The organism is Streptomyces diacarni (genome assembly GCF_003323715.1).
GTDB lineage: Bacteria > Actinomycetota > Actinomycetes > Streptomycetales > Streptomycetaceae > Streptomyces > Streptomyces diacarni.
This window is the reverse complement of sequence record NZ_QOIN01000047.1, coordinates 23,550-43,001: the sequence shown is the minus strand read 5'-3', so window position 1 is coordinate 43,001 and position 19,452 is coordinate 23,550. Positions and strand designations below refer to the sequence as shown.

Here is a 19,452-nt window from a genome sequence, read left to right as displayed (position 1 = left end):
TGCCCCACCCCGCCCCGGGGCCGCCCAGACGGGCGCTCCCCGGGGCGTGCGGCAGGGGCTCCTCTCAGCACTGAACAACGGAGTTCCCCCATGCTGTTCGCCGCCGCCGAGAAGACGCCGCCCCACACGGGCGGCCTGCTGGCGCTCATACCCGGGACCGGGGGCCTGCTCACCGTGGCGGCCCTCGGGATCATCCTGCTGCTCGTACTGATCATCAAGGTCCGCCTCCAGCCGTTCGTCGCGCTGCTCACCGTGTCCATCGCGGTCGGTCTGGCGGCGGGCCTGTCCGTCACCGAACTCTTCGGTACCGTCCAGAACTCCGACGCCGTCTCGATGATCGAGTCGGGCATGGGCGGCATCCTCGGGCACGTCGCCATCATCATCGGCCTCGGCACCATGCTGGGCGCCATCCTGGAGGTCAGCGGCGGCGCCGAGGCCCTCTCGACGCGGCTGCTCGGCCTGTTCGGGGAGAAGCGCGCCCCGCTGGCCATGGGGCTGACGGGTCTGATCTTCGGCATCCCCGTCTTCTTCGACGTCGGCATCTTCGTGCTGGCGCCCATCGTCTACGCGGCGGCCAAGCGCAGCGGCAAGTCCGTGCTGCTGTACTGCATGCCGATGCTGGCGGGCCTGTCGATGACACACGCGTTCCTGCCGCCGCACCCGGGCCCTGTGGCGGCCGCGGGACTGCTCAACGTGGACCTGGGCTGGATCATCCTGATGGGTGTCGTCTGCGGTATCCCCGCGGTGCTCGCCGCGTGGGCGTACGCGGCGTGGATCGGCAACCGGGTCTTCGTCGACGTGCCGCAGGACATGCTGGAGGCCGTGGAGGAGTCCAAGCGTGCCGTGGCGAGGGACGTGGGGGAGCGGGGCGGGGAGAAGCCGGTCTCCGTGGGCACGGTCTTCGCCATCATCGGCACCCCGCTGGTGCTGATCCTGGCCGCGACGTTCTCCTCGATCGCCCTCGACCCCTCCACGGGGCGGTCCGTCATCGAGTTCATCGGCCACCCGTTCGTGGCGCTGACGGTGGCGCTGCTGCTGGCCTACTACCTGCTGGGGCTGCGCCGCGGCTGGAGCCGCAAGTCGCTGGAGACGGTCTCCACCGCCTCGCTCAAGCCGGTCGGCAACATCCTGCTGGTCGTCGGCGCGGGCGGCATCTTCGGCGCCGTGCTCCAGGGGTCCGGCGTCGCGCAGGCCCTCGCGGACGTGTTCGGGGACGCGGGGCTGCCGGTGATCGTGCTGGCGTACCTGATCTCGCTGGTGCTGCGGGTGGCGCAGGGCTCGGCGACCGTCGCCATCGTCACCACCGCCGGGATCGTGGCGCCGCTGCTGGCGCAGAGCGACCCGTCCCAGGCCCACCTCGCGCTGGTCATCATGGCGATCTCCGCCGGGTCGATCTTCGCCTCGCACGTCAACGACGGCGGGTTTTGGATGGTGGCGAAGTACTTCGGCATCTCCGAGCGGGACACGCTCAAGTCCTGGACGGTGCTGGAGTCGGTGCTCTCGGTCGCCGGGTTCGTGATGGCCGCGTTGGTGAGCATCTTCGTCTAGCCGCGCACCACCCTCTCCCCCTGCTCTCCCCCTGTTCTTCCTCGGGCACCCCCGGAATCCGCTTTGCCGATTCCGGGGGTGCTCTTGTGGGGGGAGGCCAACTGGCCCAAGAATGCACGGCGTCAGACCGAACGATCCTTCGGTACCGGAGAGGACCCCCCACCATGAACAGACCTCTCGTCGGCTCTCTCGCCGCCACGTTCCTCGGCGCCGTCGCCCTCACCGGCGTGACCGCCGCACCCGCTGCCGCCGCCCCCACCGACGGCAGCACCGCCCCGGCCACCGCGCAGGCCCCCGAGGCGGCGCCCTCCTTCGAGGGCACCGTCGCGCTGAGCAACTGCTCGGGCTCCGTGGTCAAGATGCCGGCCTCGCAGCCGGGCGACCCCGCGCTCGTGCTCTCCAACGGACACTGTCTGGAGGAGGGCATGCCCGAGCCTGGCCAGGTCATCACCGACCAGCCCTCCAACCGCTCCTTCACCCTCCTGAAGGCGGACGGCGGCGACGCGGGCACCGTCAACGCCACCAAGGTCTCGTACGCGACGATGACGGACACCGACGTCTCGCTCTACGAGGTCGGCTCGACCTACCAGGAGATCGAGGACGAGTTCGGCGTCAAGGCCCTCGACGTGGAGGCCTCGCACCCCACGCAGGGCAACGACATCACCGTCGTCTCCGGCTACTGGAAGGAGACGTACGGCTGCGCGATCGACGGCTTCGCCTACCGCCTCGAGGAGGCGGGCTGGACGATGAAGGACTCGATCCGCTACACGGCCGAATGCGACACCAAGGGCGGCACCTCGGGCTCACCCGTGATCGACAACGCCAGCGGCAAGGTCGTCGGCGTCAACAACACGCGGAACGAGAGCGGCGAGGAGTGCACGATGAACAACCCCTGCGAGGTGGACGAGAGCGGCAAGACCACCGTCCGCGAGGGGACCGCCTACGGCCAGCAGACCTACATCCTCGCGCCGTGCGTGGGCGAAGGGAACAAGCTCGACCTCGGCGCGGAGGGCTGCACGCTCCCCAAGCCGTGAACACGCCGTGAGCACCTGGGCGTACGGACCTTGGGGCCGCACCATTCCTGTCTGTTCCTCTCGAAGAACGACTCGACATACGACTCGGAGAATGAGGAGTACATGAGGAAGCCCCTGGTCAGTACGCTCGCGGCGGCGCTGTTCGGCGCCGCCGCGCTCACGGGCATAGCCACGGCCCCGGCGGCCGCGGCAGCGCACGAGGACACCCCGCCCTCCTTCGAGGGCACCGTCGCGCTGAGCAACTGCTCGGGCTCCGTGGTGAAGCTCAAGCACTCACGGCCCGACGACCCGGCGCTCGTCCTGTCCAACGGGCACTGCCTGGAGGAGGGCATGCCCGGCGCGGACGAGGTGATCGTCGACCAGCCCACCAGCCGCGACTTCACCCTGCTGAACGCGGACGGCAGCGACGCGGGGAAGGTCCACTCCGACAAGATCGCCTACGCGACGATGACGGACACGGACATCTCCCTGTACGAGACGGACAGCACGTACAAGGAGATCAAACGCACGTACGGCATCGACGCGCTCAAGCTGGACGCGAAGCACCCCCGAAAGGGCCGCGACATCACCGTGGTGTCCGGCTACTGGAAGGAGAAGTTCGGCTGCGCGATCGACGGCTTCGCCTACCGCCTCAAGGAGGCCGACTGGACCTGGAAGGACTCCATCCGCTACACGATGGAGTGCCAGACCAAGGGCGGCACCTCAGGATCCCCGGTGATCGACGACCGCACCGGAAAGGTCGTCGGCGTCAACAACACCCACAACGAGGACGGGGAGATGTGCACCCTGAACAACCCGTGTGAGGTGAACGAGCAGGGCCACGTCGTCATCCGCTACCTCAACGCGTACGGGCAGCAGACGTACCTGATCAACCCCTGCTTCGGCCGGGGAAACCAGCTCGACCTCGACGCGCGCGGCTGCCACCTGCCCCAGCCGCAGTCGTAACCCCTCCGCACACCGGACGCCCCCGGGGCCGGCGGACCGGCTCCGGGGGCGTCGGCGTGTGCGCGACGTGCGTCGGTCACATGCCGTGCACGTGGGGGCCGACCGTGGACGACCAGGCGTTGCCCGCCGCCGCGTCCCACGCCGTCGACCAGGTCATGGCGCCGCGGATGCCGGGCCACTTCTCGTCGGGCGTGAAGCTGCCGCAGCTCGTGCCCTCGGCCAGGCAGTCGAGGGCGTCGTTGACCACGCCGGGCTCCACATAGCCGGAACCCGCGGCCTGCGGTGAGGCGGGGGTGCCGATGCCGACCTGCGAGGGGTCGAGCCCGCCCTTGATCTGGACGCAGGCCAGTGAGGTGAGGAAGTCGACGGTGCCCGAGGAGTAGACCTTGCCGTCGCAGCCGTTCATGGAGCCGCTGTTGTAGTACTGCATGTTGACGACGGTCAGGAAGCTCTTGATGTTGAGCGCCGTCTTGAAGTACTCGTTCTGCGGCGACTGCATGTCGATGGTCTGCGGCGCCATGGTGACCACCACGTCGCTCTTGGCGGCGTGGATCGCCTCCAACGCCTTGGTCATGTAGGTGGAGTTGAGGCCGTTCTCCAGGTCGATGTCGACGCCGTCGAAGCCGTACTCGTCCATGAGGGAGACGATGCTGTCGGCGAACGCGTCGGCAGAGGCGTCGTCGCTCACGGAGACGGCGCCCTTCTCGCCGCCGACGGACAGGACGACGGACTTGCCCTCGGCCTGCTTGGCGGCGAGATCGGCCTTGAACTGGTCCTCGGAATAGCCGAGGTCGGGGTCGAGGGTGAAGTCGACCTGTCCCGCGGTGGTGGTCGCCTCGGCGAAGGCCACGGCGATGATGTCGTACTCGTCCTGCACCTCGGCGAGGGTCTGGACGGTCGCGCCGTTGTCGAAGTTCTGCCAGTACCCGGTGACCGCGTGCGCCGGGACCTGCGAGGCGCCGACGCGGGGGCCCGGCTCCGCGGTGGGGGACTCGGCGTGCGCGGCGGCGGGGCCGAGGGCGAGCAGCCCGGCGGCGGCGAGCGCCGAGGTGGTCAGCGCGGCGAGTGCGCGCAGCGACGTGAAGCGTCTGGGACGTGCCACAACTGCCTCCGGTGGGGGGTCCGAGAAGAGGTGGGGAGCGGTGGGGGTGCACGTGCGTCGTACAACCTGGTCCAGACCAATGCGGTTGTCAAGGTTCCCGGCAACGGCGGACGCCCGCGCAACCCCTTGTGCCGCGCGTCCGCAGAGGGTTACATGCGCCTGCGACCTGCGCGGTCGTCCACCACCCGGCCCGAAGAACCTGCGTACGGCGGAGGCAACGGCATGGCAGGCCACACCACACCCCCGGCGCCCCGCGAGGGGGCCGCACCGCCGGTGCGCAAGCCGAACTGGAAGATGATCGGCCCCGGCATGGTCGTCGCGGCGACCGGCGTCGGCGCCGGAGACCTCGTCTCCACGCTCATCGCCGGCAGCAAGTTCGGCTACACGCTGCTGTGGGCGGCCGTCGTCGGCTGCGTCGTCAAGATCGCCCTCGCCGAGGCCACGGGACGCTGGCACCTGGCCACCGGGCGCACCATCTTCGACGGCTGGCGCAGTCTCGGCGCCTGGACCACCGTCTACTTCGCCGTGTACGTCGTCATCTGGGGCTTCGTCTACGGCGCGACCGCCATGTCCTCCAGCGCGCTGCCGCTCGCCGCGCTCTTCCCCGACGTCATGCCCCTCAAGGTGTGGGCCATCATCACCGGGCTGATCGGCCTGGCGTTCGTGTGGACCAACCGCTACGCCGTCGTCGAGAAGATCATGATGGCCTTCGTCGGCGTCATGTTCGTGGTCGTCGTCTACGTCGCCCTGCGCGTCGCCCCCGACCTGCCGCGAGCCCTCGCCGGACTGGTGCCCGTCCTGCCCTCGGGCTCCATCGTCTACACACTCGGCCTCGTCGGCGGCGTCGGCGGCACCATCACCATGGCCGCCTACGGCTACTGGATCAACGCCAAGGGCTGGACCGACAGCGGCTGGATGAAGATGATGCGGCTCGACAACCGGGTCGCCTACCTCACCACCGGCGTCTTCGTCATCGCCATGCTGATCGTCGGCGCGGAGCTGCTGCACGCCTCCCAGATCGCCCTCGCCTCCGGCGACCAGGGCCTCCTCGACCTCGACCGGGTGCTCGAAGAGCGCTTCGGCGCCTCCACCGCCAACCTCTTCCTGATCGGCTTCTTCGCCGCCTCCTTCTCCTCGCTGGTGGGCGTGTGGCACGGCGTGAGCCTGATGTTCGCCGACTTCGTGGAGAGGCTGCGGGCCGCCCGCGGCCAGGACGCCACCGCGGGGGTGGCGCCGCTGGCCCGCGGCGAGCAGGAGCGCTCCTGGCCCTTCCGCGGCTACCTGCTGTGGCTGACGTTCCCGCCGATGACCCTGCTCTGGCTCGACAAACCCTTCGGGCTCGTCATCGCCTACGGCGTCCTCGGCGCGTTCTTCATGCCCTTCCTCGCGGCCACCCTCCTGTGGCTCCTCAACACCGACCGCACCCCGCGCGAGTGGCGCAACGGGCCGCTCAGCAACGTCCTGCTGGCCGCCTCCTGCGTGCTGTTCGTGGTGCTGTGCGTCCAGGAACTGCGCGACCTGCCGTGGTGACGGCCGCTCGGCTGTCTCACAGCACCCCGCGGGACGCGGCGGCCCGCGCCTGAGACGTCAGGTGCGGGCCGCCGCACCGGGCTCGTCGGCGAACAACTGGTCGGCGTCCGTGACCCTGAAAGCTCGCTCCAGCCAGGTGTCGAGGACCTCCGGGTCGGTGCAGGCGGCCAGGCGGGCGCGCTGGGTCTCGGTGACGGGGATACCGCGCATCTCCAGCAGACGCAGTACGGAGCGCGCCTGGCCCTCGGCCTTGCCCTTGAGGAAGGTTTCCTCGACCAGGGTGCCGCGTCCGGGGAAGTAGCTGCCGTTCTTCATGAGCTTTCTCCAGGTCTGCCGGGCCGGGGTGTTGCCGAGGCCGGACTCCATCAGTTCCGAGTAGTAGTTGAGGGATTCGCTGTCGGCCGTGCCGAGGGCGCGTGCCAGTGCATCCAGTATGACGGTGATGTCCGGGCTCTTGCTATGTGTCATGGCCGCGAAGGTGGCCATGGCCAGGTCTTCGGCGGCTTCCTCCGGGTCGACGATCATGGGGACGTTTCCGGGTCCGAGCACCAGTGGACGCACGGTGAGGGGCTTCCAGTCGTCGGGCCCCAGGTGGAAGGGGCCGGCGGCCCACTCGGCGGTGTCCTTGTCCTGGCAGACGACCACCAGCAGGGATGCGCAGTTGTTCTGCGCGGTGAGGAACGAGAGGTAGTAGGCCCAGCTCGCGGCCTTGTCCTGGTCGCGTCGGCTCTGGGCCTCGACGGCGAGCATCACGGGAGGGCCGCCGTCGCGCGGGGTGAGCCGCAGCACGCTGTCCAGACGCCGTTCGATCGGTTTGAGTTCGGTGGCGTCGGGGGTGAGCACCTCGACCAGGGAGTCCTCGGGTAGAGAGACCCCCAGCAGTCGGAAGGTGGGGACGAGGAGCGCGGGTCGTTCCTGGAAGATGCGGTGCGCCGTCTCGTGACGGGAAGTGACCATGTGCGGAATGTATGAAGATCGGCTCGGCGTGGCGCGGGAAACGGCTTTTGGTCACCGGATCGTGTGAACGTACGGGCCCGGACTGTCTGCGCCGGTGCCGTGTGTGCGGGGGCGGGCGGTGCGGTTGAGGCCTGGGGTGGGGCGGGTAGGGGTGGGTCTTGGGGAATGGTTCCCCAGGCGGGGGGCCGTGGCTAGTGTGTGAGGTCGGCAAGGGCCTGGCAACGCGGGGATTCGGCCTGCGGGAAGGACGGAAGGGGCGGCCCCGAACCGGCTTTCGTGGCAGACCCGGGGGAGGCGGATGTGTCCACGGCGTTAGCGGTCACCTGTACGGAACACATTCTCGCGCCGCCGGACCGGCACACGCCGCGCGCGCACGTGCTGACGCCGCCCGGTGAGCAGTCTCTCCAGGCCGCGCTCGAGGAGACCCACGCGCTGCTCGAACAGCACGGCTACCTCGTCACCGTCTACCCGGCCTCCCTCCCCACCCCCTACCTGCACCGGCTGCACACCGTCAGAGCGCTGCTGGACAGCCGCCGCATCGCCCTGCTGCCCGTGCCGCTGCCGCCGCTGGCGACGGGCGTGCTGGTGCGGCAGCTGCGGCAGCTGTCCCTGTGCGACTTCTCGCCCGGAGTGCTGGGCGCTGCCGCGCGGCTGCTGACGCACTACGTGTACGCGGGGGCGGTCCTCGGCTCGGTCGCCAAGCTGGACCGCGTTCCCGTCACCGTCGGCTCGCACGCCCGCTCCTGGCTGCCCGGCACCCAGTTCGCCGTGCTGGCCTCGCCCACGCCCGAGCTGCTGCGGATCGGCGGTGCGCAGGAAAGTGAACGGGGGCTGACGGGCCCGCAGTTCGCCACCGACATGACCGTCGCCCACGGCAGGCTCGGCTCCGACTGGGCGAGCCGCACGCTGCCGGCGCGCTGGCGGGCCGGCCAGGTCGCACAGGCGCCGCTGCCCGCGGACTCGCCCGCGTGGTGGGGCACGGACAAGCTGACGGAGTTCGTGGCCGCCATCCCGGACGTCTCCGTGCTCTACCAGCTCGTCGCCTCGGTGCGGCGCGACACCTGCCACGGTTGCGGCCTCGAACTCATCGGCGACCGCTGCGCGTTCTGCGCCACCGCGCTGCCGCCGACACCGCCCGCTGCGCTCGCGTCTGCGCCCACCAGCCCTTCCCTCGCGCCCGCCGGCCCTGTGCCCGCGCACGCGCCGCCCACGCACGCCGCCCCTGTGCCCACGCACGCGCCGCCCGCCCCCGACGCGGCCCCCGTACCGCAGTCGACGCCCGCGGCGTCGCCCTCCGCGCGGCCCGCCGGGCCGCCCGCCGCGTCACCGTCCGCGCCGCCGTCCGGGCCCGGGGGCGCCGGTCACCACGTGGACGAGCGTCCCGTCGTCGCCGACCCCCGAGGTATCCGTCCATGAACTCACGCCAGCGCCGTGGCGTCCTCCTCCTCGTCCTCTCGCTCGTGTGCGCCCTCGCCGCGTTCGCCGGGGTGCTGGCCGTCGTCCGGGACGTGCAGGCCAAGGTCGGTGACGAGGTGACGGCCTACAAGCTGAAGGAGGACGTGCCCGCCTACGAGGCGCTGGAGGCCTCGCAGCTGGAGCGGATATCGATGCCCGAGCGCTGGCTGCCCGTCACCGCCGTCACCGATCTGGGCGACCTCCGCCACAAGGTCGCGGTCAATCCGCTCAAGAAGGGGTCGCTGCTCCAGTCGGACATGATGGCCAAGCGGCCCGAACTCGAAGAGGGCCAGCAGGAACTCGCCATCATGATCGACGCCGAGACGGGGGTCGCCGGAAAGATCAACCCGGGCGACCGCGTCAACATCTACGCGACCTTCGAGGGCGAGCAGCGCGAGGGCACCGGGCGCGGCGGCGAGCGGAGCGGGGAGGCGTCGGAGTCCCGGCTCCTCGTCAGCCGCGTCAAGGTGATCGACGTGGGCGAGCTGACTCCGCTCGACGACGACGGCGACCGCGACGACCGCACCCGGCGCCGGGAGCGGGAGGGCGTGCCGATCACGTTCGCGCTCTCCACCGAGAACGCCCAACGCGTCGCCTACGCCGAGTCGTTCGCCGAGCATGTCCGGCTGGCCCTCATCGCGCCCGGGGACGAGACCCAGGTCCCCGAGGAGGACCGCATCTACACGCTCCCCTCAGACGAGTGAGGCCCCATGGACATCCGCATCCAGCCGGCCGTCAGCGACCCGGACGCAGCCCGCTCGCTGGTCACGCTGGTCAGCCAGCTGCCCGGCAGCGAGCCGCTGCCGCCGGCCGTGGACTCGACCCGGCTCATGGACGTCCTGGCGCGGCAGGCCGAGGAGGCGCCGGCCGAACTGCCCGAGGTCGTCCTCGTCCACGAGCTGATCGGCCCGGCCTCCGCGCTGGAGGTGATCGGCCAGGTCGCGCTCCAGTTCCCCGCCGTGGGCGTCGTCCTGGCCACCCAGGACACCAGCCCGCGGCTGTACTCGGCGGCCATGGACGCCGGAGCGCGCGGCGTGGCCGGGCTGCCGCTGGCCTATGACGAGCTGGAGGCGCGGGTCACCGCCGCCGCCACCTGGGCGCGCGGGGTGCGCCGCCACCTGGGCGGCGGCTACGAGCGGGGCCACGGCGTCGACCTGTACGGCTTCGGCGGTGGCGGCGGCACGCTGGTGACCGTCACCGGGGCCAAGGGCGGGGTCGGCACCACACTGACCGCCGTCCAGCTCGCGCTCGCCGCCCGCGCCTCCGGTTGCGACACGGCACTGGTGGATCTGGACCTCCAGGCCGGTGACGTCGGCTCCTTCCTGGACGTGCGCTTCCGCCGCTCCGTCGTCGACCTCGCCGGGATCAAGGACCTGTCGCCGCGCGTTGTCCAGGACGCCGTGTACCCGCACGAGACGGGTCTCGGACTGCTGCTGGCCCCGGCGGAGGGGGAGCGCGGCGAAGAGGTGGACGAGCGGGCCGCCCGGCAGTTGGTGGCCGCGCTGCGCGCCCGCTACGAGGTCGTCGTCGTGGACTGCGGCACCCAGATGCACGCGGGGAACGCCGCCGCGATCGAGTCGGCCGACGCGGCGTTGCTGCTGACCACCCCCGACGTGATCGCCGTACGTGGCGCCACCCGCATGGTGCGGCTGTGGGACCGGCTGCAGATCCGCAAGGCCGAGGAGACGCTGACCGTCGTCAACCGCACCTCCCGGCACAGCGAGATCCAGCCGCAGCTCGTCGCCCGCATCACCGGCACCCCGGTGGCGCGTACGAGCGTGCCCGCCCACTTCAGGGAACTCCAGTCCGCGCTGGACGCGGGGCGGATGCAGGACCTCGACCCCAAGGGCAGCGTGCGGCAGGCGCTGTGGGGGCTCGCGGGAGAACTCGGGCTCACGGCGCAGACCAGGACCCGGACGCAGACCGCGCGGCTCCCCGCCCCTTCGGGCGGCCGGGGAAGCGGTCGGCGCCGGCACGGGGGCCGCGCCGGCGGCACGGACGGCACGGACGGCACGGACGGCACCGCCCAAGGCGCGGTGACAGGACCGGGCGGCCAGGCGACGGGCGCGGACCGGCCACGGCACGCGCTGCCGCCGGGCGGCCCGCCGGCCGCCGACCCGGGGCTGGGCCAGGCCGCGGACCGGGGCCAGGGCCGGGTCGGTCCGGGTTCGCCGGGGGAGAGCACCGCGCACGCCCCGTCCGACACGGGCGCCGCGGGGTTCCTGCGGCGCCGGATCGCGCCGCGTATCCGGCAGGAGGGCGAGCGGGGTGCGCTGTCCGTCGAGTTCGCCGGGATGGCACCCGTCGTGCTGCTGACACTCGTCCTGCTGTGGCAGTGCGTGCTGATCGGCTACACCTTCACCCTCGCGGGCAACTCCGCCGACGAGGCCGCCCGCGCCGCCACCGCGGCCGCCGCGTACGGCGACCCGCAGGCGGCGTGCGAGTCCGCCGCGCGCGCACATCTGCCCGCCAAGTGGCGCGAGGGTTCCTCGGTCAGCTGTAGCAGAGGCGGCACGGTGTGGACGGCGGACGTCGACCTGCGGACACCGATCCTGTTTCCCGGCGCGGCGGGGCTGCCGTTCACCGTCGGCGGCGAGGCGGGCGCGGCGGAGGAGGGGTGAGGCGGCATGAGACGGCGCGAGCGGCCCCGCGAGGGTGGGGCCTTCGCCGCATCGAGGCGCCGGGTCCTCCGCGGCGTGCGGTCCGACCGGGGTTCCAGCGCGCTGGAGTTCGCCGGGATGCTGCCGCTGCTGCTGTTCGTGGCGATGGCCGCCATCCAGCTGGGCATCGTCGGCTATGCCGTGCAGCAGGCGGGTACGGGGGCGCGGGCGGCGGCCAGGGTGGCCGCGCAGGAGGAGATCGCCGGGCGGTACCGGGCGAGCGGGCGTGCGGCCATGTCCGACTGGACGGCGCGCCGCAGCAGTTTCGCGCTGTCGGGCGGGGGCGACGAGGTCGAGGTCACCGTCACGGTGACCATCCCGTCGCTGATCCCCGGCGTCGACAGCATGGGCGAGGCGTCCAGGTCCGCGACGATGCCGAGCGACGGCGACGCGTGAGCGCGTACGACCGAGTCGGTGCGGCAGCCGGGCTCGGCACGGGGACAGCCGGGCTCGGCACGGGGACAGCCGCTGCCGCGGTGCCAGGGGTCGGACACATGAGCGAGGGGGGACGATGAGTCTGCGGTCCCGGATCACCGCGGCCACCGCGCACCAGGGGCCCGAGGGCGCCGCGGGGGAACGCGGGGCCTCCGCCGACCCCACCAGCCACCTGGTGGCGACCTACCGCACCAAGCTGCTGGAGGAGATCGACCTCGCCGAGATGTCGGCGCTGACACCGGCCGAGCGCCGGGCCCGTCTGGAGAGGGTGCTCGGCCACCTCATCAGCCGGGAGGGCCCTGTCCTGGCGACCGGCGACCGCACACTGCTCATCCGCCGCGTGGTCGACGAGGCGCTCGGTCTCGGGGTGCTGGAGCCGCTGCTGGAGGACGGCTCCATCACCGAGATCATGGTCAACGGGCCCGACCAGATCTTCGTCGAGCGCGGCGGCCGGGTCGAGCAGGTGCCCGTCCGCTTCGCCTCCGACGAGCAGTTGATGCAGACCATCGAACGCATCGTCTCCGCCGTCAACCGGCGCGTGGACGAGTCGAACCCCATGGTGGACGCCCGGCTGCCCTCCGGGGAGCGGGTCAACGTCATCATCCCGCCCCTGTCGCTGACCGGCGCCACCCTCACCATCCGCAGGTTCCCGCGCGCCTACACGCTCGGCGAACTCATCGAGCTCGGCACGCTGGACGCGCACATGCTGGCGCTGCTGTCCGGCTTCATCCGGGCCCGCCTCAACGTCATCGTCTCCGGCGGCACGGGCAGCGGGAAGACGACACTCCTCAACGCCCTCTCGGCGCTCATCCCCGAGCGGGAGCGCATCATCACCGTCGAGGACGCCGCCGAACTCCAGCTCCAGCAGGGCCACGTCATTCGGCTGGAGACGCGGCCGCCCAACGTCGAGGGCCGGGGCCAGGTCACCGTCCGCGACCTGGTCCGCAACTCGCTGCGCATGCGGCCCGACCGCATCATCGTCGGCGAGGTGCGCGGCGGCGAGACCCTGGACATGCTCCAGGCCATGTCCACGGGGCACGACGGATCGCTGGCGACCGTGCACGCCAACAGCGCCGAGGACGCGCTGATGCGGTTGCAGACTTTGGCCTCCATGTCGGAGGTCGAGGTGCCGTTCGCGGCGCTGCAGGACCAGATCAACTCCGCGGTCGACGTCATCGTCCAGCTCGCCCGCCTCGCGGACGGCACCCGCAAGGTCGTCGAGATCGCCCTGCTGGCCTCCCACGGGCGCGAGACCTTCCAGCTCGCGACGGTCTCCCGGTTCACCGCCCGGCCCATGGGCCCGGACGGCCGGGTGGACGGCGGGTTCGCGCACCTGCCGCTGCCGCGCCGCGTCGCCGAGCGGCTCCACCTGGCGGGCGAGCAGGTACCCGCGGCGTTCGGCGTCGCCCGCAGCGACGACCAGCTCGCCACCCGGGAGGCCGTGTGATCCCCCCGTACGCGCACGCGGCACCGTCCGCACTCACGCACCCGGCACCGCCCCCGTCCCCGGGCCCCGCACCGCCGCCGGGCTCGGCGACGGCCCTGGCGCTGGACGCGGCAGCCCGGTTCGCGCTCGGGGCCGCGCTGGTCGCCTGCGCGCTGGCCGTCGCCGGTGTGGTCACCTACCTCTCCGGACGCGCCCGCCGCCGGGCACTGCTCGCACGGCTGGCCGACAGCGAGCACACCGCCGGGGCACTGGCGCCAGGTCCCGGCGGCAGACGGCGCCGCTTCGCCGGGATCGACCGCCGCGTGCGCGCCACCGGGCCAGGGCGCCGCCTCCAGGCCAAGCTGGCCGCCACGGGACTCGACGTGACGCCCGGCGAGTACGTCGTCGCCATGGCCGCACTCGTCACCGTCTTGTGGATACTGGCTTCCTGGGCGCTGGCGCCGTTCTTCGGGCCGCTGGCGGGACTGGTCGGTGTCCTGGCCGGCAACGCCTTCCTCGGCCACCAGCGGCAACGCCGCACCGAACAGTTCATCAACCAGCTGCCCGAGCTCGCGCGCATCCTCGCCAACGCCACCTCGGCGGGGCTCGCGCTGCGCACCGCCCTCGGCATGGCCGCCGAGGAACTGGAGGCGCCGGCGGGCGACGAACTGCGGCTGGTGACCGACCAGCTCGCGGTCGGCCGCTCCATCGACGACGCGCTGGGCGAACTGGCCGAGCGGCTGCCCTCCAGGGAACTCGTCGTCCTCGTCACCACGCTCGTGCTCTCCCACCGCGCGGGCGGCACCATCGTGGCCTCCCTGCGCAACCTCACCACCACACTCGAAGAGCGCAAGGAGACCAGGCGCGAAGTGCGCACCATGCTCGCCGAGGTCAACGCGACCGCCTTCACCATTCCGCTGCTGGGGCTCGGCGCGATGCTGATGATGAACTCGATGATGCCCGGCGCCCTCGCCCGCGTCACCGGCAGCCCCGTGGGGCAGATCGCCATGGTCATCGCCGTCGGCCTGTTCGGGGCCGGGTTCTGGGTGATCCGCCGGCTCGGCAGGATCGAGGTGTGAGGCCGTGATCGCCCTCGCCCTCGCCGCCCTCGCCGCGCTCGCGGTGTACGGCGCCTTCGCCGGCTGGCGGATGTACCGCGCCGAGACGAAGCTGCCCGCCGACCTGGCCGTCGCCCTGGAGGTCGGCGCCACCCGCACCACCAAGGGCGAGGCCGCCGTCGACCGCCTCGGGATGCGGCTGGCACCCCTGGTGCTGCGGCTGATGGGGCCCGGGCAGGTCGCCAGGAAGCGCCGCAGAATCGACCAGGCGGGCAACCCCGGCGGACTCACCCTGGAGCGGTACGCGGCGCGCCGCGCCGTCTACGGCCTCTTCGGGTCCCTCATGGCGCTGGTCGGCCTCTCGGCAGGCAGCCTCTTGTTCACCGTGCTGGTGCTGGCGTTCGGCTGGTTCGCGGCCGACCTGGTCATCCGCCAGGCTATCAAGGACCGCCGGCGCGTCATCGAACGCACCCTGCCCGACTTCCTCGACGTCCTCGCCGTCGTCGTCTCCGCCGGACTCGGCTTCCGGCAGGCACTGGAACGCGTCGCCGACCGCTACGCGGGGCCCTGGGCCGACGAACTGCGCATCACGCTACGCCAGATGGACATGGGCGTCAGCCGCCGCCAGGCCTTCGACGAGCTGCGCAGACGCAACGCCAGCGACCAGGTCGACCAGTTCGTCACCGCCCTCCAGCAGGGCGAGGAACTGGGCGCCCCCATCGCCGAGACGCTCATCCAGATCGCCACCGACATGCGCCGCACCGACGCGCAGAACGCCCGCCGCAAGGCGGCGAAAACCGTTCCCAAGGCGACCATGTCCACCATCGCTTTCCTGCTTCCCGGCACCCTCATCCTCATCGTGGCGACCTTCATCCTCGGCTCGGACACGGACCTCGGCTCCGTACTGGGGGGCTGAACCATCAACCTGCCAGCCCTGCCGACGTGTTGGCCCGCGCACCCTCGCGGACGGGACGCCCCCGGCTCCTCCCGCGGCCGGAGCCGCGTGGCAGCCGCCGCCGTGCTTCGCCGCCTTCCCGCACGTCACCGCCGCTGCGCCGAGGCGGAGGCCGACGGGTTTCTCGCCACCTCTTCGCCGCCGCAACGAGATGTGGCACAGTCTGCATTCGGGCAGCGACTGTTAGCTACACCGCGCGGGGGTGAGGGAGGGGGGCGCGCGACGTGACGGCACCGAGCCGCTGCGGCCCCCACCGGGGCCGCCACACGCGGTGGGCGAGCCGGCCGGACGCGGGGGCGTGTCCCTGCGGGGACAGCGAGTCGACCACCAACGGAGGAGATCCCGATGTCGAACGCCATCCGCAGGCGTATCCGGACCCGCACCACCCGCCTCCGCGGGCCCGCCGCGGACCGGGGCGCCAACTCGATCGAGTACGCCGGCATCGTCATCCTGGTCGCCGGCATCATCCTCGCCATCCGGGCGCTGGGGCTGGACTCGATGATCTCCGGGGCGATCGCCAACGCTGTGAGCGCCGTCCTCGGAGGCTGACGGCCCCCGGTGCGGCGGACCGCGGCCAGACGGTCATCCTGTACGGCGCCGTGATCGCGGGGCTGCTTTTCCTCGCCTTCGCCTTCTTCGCCGTCGCCCAGGCCGCGACGGTACGGAACGGCGGCCAGACCGCTGCCGACGCCGCCGCGTTGGGAGCCGCGCGGGACGACAGGGACCTCCTCTTCGACGGTTTCGTGGACGCGCTGTCGAAGGAGGGGGAGTGGCGGGACTGGCTGGACGCCCTGGCCCCTTTGCCGGGTGACGGCTGCGGCGAGGCCGCCCGCTTCGCCGACCGCAACCGCTCGGACCTGGTCACCTGCGATCCCACGACGCGCGCGGGGGACAACGGCTACACCGTCGGGGTGGAGACGCGGTTCGACACGGGCGACACCTTCGTTCCCGGCGCGGACCACAAGAAGGCACATGCCACCGCCACCGCGATCGTGAAGTCCCGCTGCACGGCCGAGACCGGGACCGGGGACGGGACCGAAGAAGACGGGGCCGGGGACGGGTCCGAAGACGGGGCCGGGGACGAGTCCGAAGACGGGTCCGAAGGCGGGAGCGGGGGCGGGGAGATCGAGCTGACCTGCGACGACGAGAATCTCACGATCGACCCCGACGACGAGGACCTCGACGTGGAACCGTCGGACCTCTTCTCGGTGGTGCTGGTCGAATGACGAGCGGACGAGGAATGAGAGCCGGGCACGTGATGAATCTTCGACGCACCACGGGGCTTCGCCGGGGCCTCACCGCGGTGGCCCTGTCGGCCGGCCTGGTGCTGGCGGCAGCGGGCTGCGGCGGGGGAGGCGACGGCGGCGACGACACCAAGGAGCCGCGCCCCTCCTCGACGGAGGAGGACGGAGGCGGAGGTGACCGGCCCGGCGGGACGGGGAACGGCGAGCCGCTCGCCGAGGTGAGGGGCGGGGACGACATCACGCTCACCATCGCCTCGGCCCGCCGCGAGTCGGGCGGTTTCGTGACGGTCACAGGCAAGGTCACCAACGGAGGCGGGAAGGTCTGGGTCGCCCCAGGCTGGGAGGGCGAGGAGTCCGAAGTCGCCCTGCGCAACAAGCTCTCCGTCGCCGGCGCGAAGCTCGTCGACAAGAAGGGCAAGAAGCGCTATCTCGTGCTCAGGGACACCGAGGGCCGGTGCCTGTGCACGTCCTTCGGGCAGCCGATCCAGGCCGGGAAGTCGAAAACCTGGTACGCCCAGTTCCCCGCGCCGCCCGAGGGCAACGACAAGGTCGAGTTCCAGATCGCCGACATGCCTCCCGCGGGCGTGACCCTGGGTGGGGAGGGGTGACGATGGGCCTGCGCGGGCCGCGGCTGACCAGGACGCTGGCGTGTTCGTCCGTCACGGCGGCACTCGTGCTGGGTCTGCACGCCCCACGGGCCGGCGCCGACGATCCCACCCCGCACCCGACGCCCTCCGTCCCGGACATCGCCACGCGGTACCCCACCGACGACCCCACCACCATCCCCACCGGGCAGGCGCCGTCTCTTCCCGGGGAGAAGGGGCCGGGGGACCCGGGGTTCAGCGAGCCGCCGGACAACATCGGGGAGGCCGAGGCGCCGGTGGAGGTGGACCCGGAGGCGGAGGGGCTGCGGCTGGCCGACGGGGCGAAGCTGGCGGAGCCCAGGGTGCTGGACATCAAGTTCGTGACCGAGGACCTGGGCGGTGCGGAACGCCGCGAGGACAGCACGGTCAAGACGAAGTTCACCCTCCAGGCCGAGGTGCTCTTCCCCAAGGACAGTTCGAAGCTGAACAGCGGGGCGAAGGACCGGATCAAGGCGATCGCCGAGGAGATCGAGAAGCAGGGCAGTACCCAGGTGAACGTCTTCGGCTTCACCGACGACCTCGGCTCCTACGAACACGGCAAGAAGCTGTCCAAGAAGCGGGCCACCGCCGTACAGACGGAGTTGGCGGCCCGGTTGGGATCCGATGCCAGCTTCCGCGTACGCGGCTACAGCGAGGACTACCCCGTCGCGGACAACGGGACGGAGGACGGGCGGAAGAAGAACCGCCGCGTGGAGGTCTCCTTCCCGAAGAAGGACTGACGGGCCCGCCCTTGCGGCCCGGTCCGCGCGCCCTGACGATGAACGGCACCGGCAGCGACGAGGGGACGGTGCGGCGTGGGAAGCGGCAGTGCGGCGACGGACGCCGGTCCGGTGACCGGTCGCGCGGGAGGGCGCGTCGGGCCCGTCGGCGGCGGGAGGGCACGTGCACGCCTGCGCGCCTGGTCCGTCGGCTGGACGGCGGGCGCCGCCCACACGCTCGGCGCGGCCCTGCTGATGATCACGGAGTGCGTACGCCAGGACGTGGCGGGACTCGGCGAGAAGGTGCCGCCGGGCGCCGAACTGCCGCACTATGCCGCGGGCTTCCGCCACCTCGTCGACGTCCTGGACGGCCAGTGGTGGTTCAGGGCGGCGGAGGACGTGCGCGACGCCGTCGCCTTCGGGGAACCGCGTGCCGCGCTGTGGGCGGCCGTCTGCGCGGCGCTCGTCGTCCGCGGGAACCCGCACGGTCCGCCCCGCGTCCAGGGCCTGCTGTCCCTCGTGGGCGCCTTCTACTGCGTGGTGGCGGCCGTGGCAGGCCTCCCGTACCTGGCGCTGGCCGGTCCCGCTCTCCCGTTCGCGCTGGTCATCGGCGCGGTGGCGCTGGTGGTGGCGGCCCCGGGATGGTGGCGCCGCGTGCTGGGGCGCGAGGGCAGGCGCCCGGAACCGGACGCGTGCCGGTACGCGGGCCCGAAGGGCCGGTACGCGGGCCCGGCGGGTCACTCCGTGGCGTCGGCGGCGCACAGCGTCCGGCTGCCGCCGTCGACCTTCCAGGACCAGTAGCGCGGGTGCGTACCGCTGTCGCCTTCCCGGCACGGGGTGGCCCGGTCGTAGACGCCGGTGATGGTCAGCAGCCGGTCGTAACGGCTCGGTGGGCCGTTTCCCCCGCCCCCGTCCTCGCCGCTCCCGGAATCCCCGCCCGTGGGCGGCTGGGAGGAGCAGGCCGGTGCCGACATCAGCGCGGCCCGCAGCCGGCCGTGGTCGGACTCGGCCAGCAGGCACTGGTCGGTGCGGAACTGCCGGGTGACGCACAGCGTGGTCCCGCCGTGCGTCCAGGCGGCGCGCCCGTTGCCGGTGGGGCAGGACGTCTCCGTGTCGCCGCCGTGCCCCGCCGCGTGGACGGCGGTCACCCGGGTGAACGCCCGGTCGTCGCCGCACGGCACCCGCGTGGCCTCGGTGGGCGCCGGGCGGCTCCACCCCGACCCGTTGCCGTGCACGGTCAGGCACTGCCCGGCCCGTACCGAACGGAAGTCCGCGGCAGGGGAGTCCGAGTCGCCGCCGGGTCCCGCCTCAGGCCCGGTGGCGCCGGGCGGGGTCGGCAGCGCGCTGCCGGGCGTGGGGCCGAGCCGGGACGGTGACGGGGCGGTGGTCGCGCTGTCGTCGGGACGCGGCGTGGGGTACGCGGGGACGCTGCTGGCGCTGGGGGAAGGGCGGGCCGCGGCCCCGTCGGCGGAGCCGGGCGGACTGACGACCTTGGGCAGGATCAGCGTCGCGAACAGCGCCGTGGCCAGCAGCAGACGGCGCCGCCCACGGCGGGCGCCCTCCCGCACCTCCTCCGACGCGCCCGGCACTCCGGCCGACGTGCCCCGCTGCGCGGGTGGCCGCTCCGCGCGCCCCCCGCCGGGGTCCGTTCCGCCGTCGTCGGGCTGCTGCTGCCCCGTGCCGCTGTCGGCCCGCCGCTGTGCACCGCTCATGCGTCCATGCTTGCGGATCAACGGGTGGGTGACGAGACCCCGTTGGGAA

19 protein-coding genes are annotated in these 19,452 nt (G+C 72.4%); 16 read left to right on the top strand and 3 right to left on the bottom strand.

Going from position 1 to position 19,452, the window contains the following annotated elements:
• Nucleotides 1-90 precede the first annotated feature (90 nt).
• The 3 genes from DTL70_RS19435 (at nucleotide 91) to DTL70_RS19425 (ending at nucleotide 3,527) form a co-directional block, all read left to right on the top strand.
• Nucleotides 91-1,548 (top strand): GntP family permease, encoded by a 1,458-nt coding sequence (locus tag DTL70_RS19435; protein ID WP_114023268.1) that lies wholly within the window; start codon nucleotides 91-93, stop codon nucleotides 1,546-1,548.
• 164 nt (nucleotides 1,549-1,712) lie between these two features.
• Nucleotides 1,713-2,582, top strand: a complete 870-nt coding sequence (locus tag DTL70_RS19430; RefSeq protein ID WP_114023267.1) for a S1 family peptidase — start codon at nucleotides 1,713-1,715, stop codon at nucleotides 2,580-2,582.
• Between the two features lie 102 nt (nucleotides 2,583-2,684).
• A complete protein-coding gene (locus tag DTL70_RS19425) occupies nucleotides 2,685-3,527 on the top strand; it encodes a S1 family peptidase (protein ID WP_114023266.1) in 843 nt (280 codons plus the stop codon).
• Between the two features lie 76 nt (nucleotides 3,528-3,603).
• Here the strand turns inward: DTL70_RS19425 and DTL70_RS19420 are convergent, their stop codons facing one another.
• Complete coding sequence (locus tag DTL70_RS19420) at nucleotides 3,604-4,629, bottom strand: chitinase (protein WP_114023265.1); 1,026 nt, start codon at nucleotides 4,627-4,629, stop codon at nucleotides 3,604-3,606.
• 222 nt (nucleotides 4,630-4,851) lie between these two features.
• On the opposite strand from DTL70_RS19420, the gene DTL70_RS19415 reads away from it, so the two are divergent.
• Nucleotides 4,852-6,159, top strand: coding sequence for an Nramp family divalent metal transporter (locus DTL70_RS19415; RefSeq protein ID WP_114023264.1), 1,308 nt, complete (start codon nucleotides 4,852-4,854; stop codon nucleotides 6,157-6,159).
• A gap of 57 nt (nucleotides 6,160-6,216) precedes the next feature.
• Here the strand turns inward: DTL70_RS19415 and DTL70_RS19410 are convergent, their stop codons facing one another.
• Nucleotides 6,217-7,116, bottom strand: coding sequence for a hypothetical protein (locus DTL70_RS19410; RefSeq protein WP_114023263.1), 900 nt, complete (start codon nucleotides 7,114-7,116; stop codon nucleotides 6,217-6,219).
• Nucleotides 7,117-7,416: 300 nt separating this feature from the next.
• Here DTL70_RS19410 and DTL70_RS19405 point away from each other — a divergent pair, with 300 nt between their 5' ends.
• The 12 genes from DTL70_RS19405 to DTL70_RS19350 all read left to right on the top strand — a co-directional run bounded on the left by DTL70_RS19405 (nucleotide 7,417) and on the right by DTL70_RS19350 (nucleotide 18,492).
• Entirely contained in the window at nucleotides 7,417-8,532 is a 1,116-nt protein-coding gene (locus DTL70_RS19405; RefSeq protein WP_245979523.1) for a hypothetical protein, read from the top strand.
• On the top strand, nucleotides 8,529-9,275 hold the full coding sequence (gene cpaB / locus DTL70_RS19400; protein WP_114023262.1) for a Flp pilus assembly protein CpaB: 747 nt from the start codon (nucleotides 8,529-8,531) through the stop codon (nucleotides 9,273-9,275). Before DTL70_RS19405 ends, cpaB begins: the two co-directional genes overlap by 4 nt.
• 6 nt (nucleotides 9,276-9,281) lie before the next feature.
• Nucleotides 9,282-11,192 (top strand): CpaE/TadZ family protein, encoded by a 1,911-nt coding sequence (locus tag DTL70_RS19395; RefSeq protein WP_114023261.1) that lies wholly within the window; start codon nucleotides 9,282-9,284, stop codon nucleotides 11,190-11,192.
• A gap of 6 nt (nucleotides 11,193-11,198) precedes the next feature.
• Entirely contained in the window at nucleotides 11,199-11,627 is a 429-nt protein-coding gene (locus tag DTL70_RS19390; protein WP_114023260.1) for a TadE family protein, read from the top strand.
• A 115-nt stretch (nucleotides 11,628-11,742) separates the two neighbouring features.
• A complete protein-coding gene (locus DTL70_RS19385) occupies nucleotides 11,743-13,113 on the top strand; it encodes a TadA family conjugal transfer-associated ATPase (protein WP_114023259.1) in 1,371 nt (456 codons plus the stop codon).
• Nucleotides 13,114-13,214: 101 nt separating this feature from the next.
• Nucleotides 13,215-14,171 (top strand): type II secretion system F family protein, encoded by a 957-nt coding sequence (locus tag DTL70_RS19380; RefSeq protein WP_114023646.1) that lies wholly within the window; start codon nucleotides 13,215-13,217, stop codon nucleotides 14,169-14,171.
• Between the two features lie 4 nt (nucleotides 14,172-14,175).
• Nucleotides 14,176-15,066: a DUF5936 domain-containing protein gene (locus DTL70_RS19375; protein ID WP_114023258.1), complete on the top strand. Its 891-nt coding sequence runs from the start codon at nucleotides 14,176-14,178 to the stop codon at nucleotides 15,064-15,066.
• Between the two features lie 384 nt (nucleotides 15,067-15,450).
• Nucleotides 15,451-15,654, top strand: coding sequence for a hypothetical protein (locus DTL70_RS19370; protein ID WP_114023257.1), 204 nt, complete (start codon nucleotides 15,451-15,453; stop codon nucleotides 15,652-15,654).
• Between the two features lie 50 nt (nucleotides 15,655-15,704).
• Nucleotides 15,705-16,331 carry a hypothetical protein gene (locus DTL70_RS19365; protein WP_114023256.1) on the top strand — a complete coding sequence of 209 codons (627 nt, stop codon included), beginning with the start codon at nucleotides 15,705-15,707 and terminating at the stop codon, nucleotides 16,329-16,331.
• A 32-nt stretch (nucleotides 16,332-16,363) separates the two neighbouring features.
• Entirely contained in the window at nucleotides 16,364-16,957 is a 594-nt protein-coding gene (locus DTL70_RS19360) for a hypothetical protein (protein ID WP_114023255.1), read from the top strand.
• Between the two features lie 2 nt (nucleotides 16,958-16,959).
• Nucleotides 16,960-17,712 carry an OmpA family protein gene (locus DTL70_RS19355; RefSeq protein ID WP_245979475.1) on the top strand — a complete coding sequence of 251 codons (753 nt, stop codon included), beginning with the start codon at nucleotides 16,960-16,962 and terminating at the stop codon, nucleotides 17,710-17,712.
• 111 nt (nucleotides 17,713-17,823) lie between these two features.
• Nucleotides 17,824-18,492 carry a hypothetical protein gene (locus DTL70_RS19350; protein WP_147266795.1) on the top strand — a complete coding sequence of 223 codons (669 nt, stop codon included), beginning with the start codon at nucleotides 17,824-17,826 and terminating at the stop codon, nucleotides 18,490-18,492.
• Here the strand turns inward: DTL70_RS19350 and DTL70_RS19345 are convergent.
• Nucleotides 18,429-19,403: a hypothetical protein gene (locus DTL70_RS19345; protein WP_114023253.1), complete on the bottom strand. Its 975-nt coding sequence runs from the start codon at nucleotides 19,401-19,403 to the stop codon at nucleotides 18,429-18,431. The genes DTL70_RS19350 and DTL70_RS19345 overlap by 64 nt on opposite strands.
• Nucleotides 19,404-19,452: the final 49 nt, after the last annotated feature.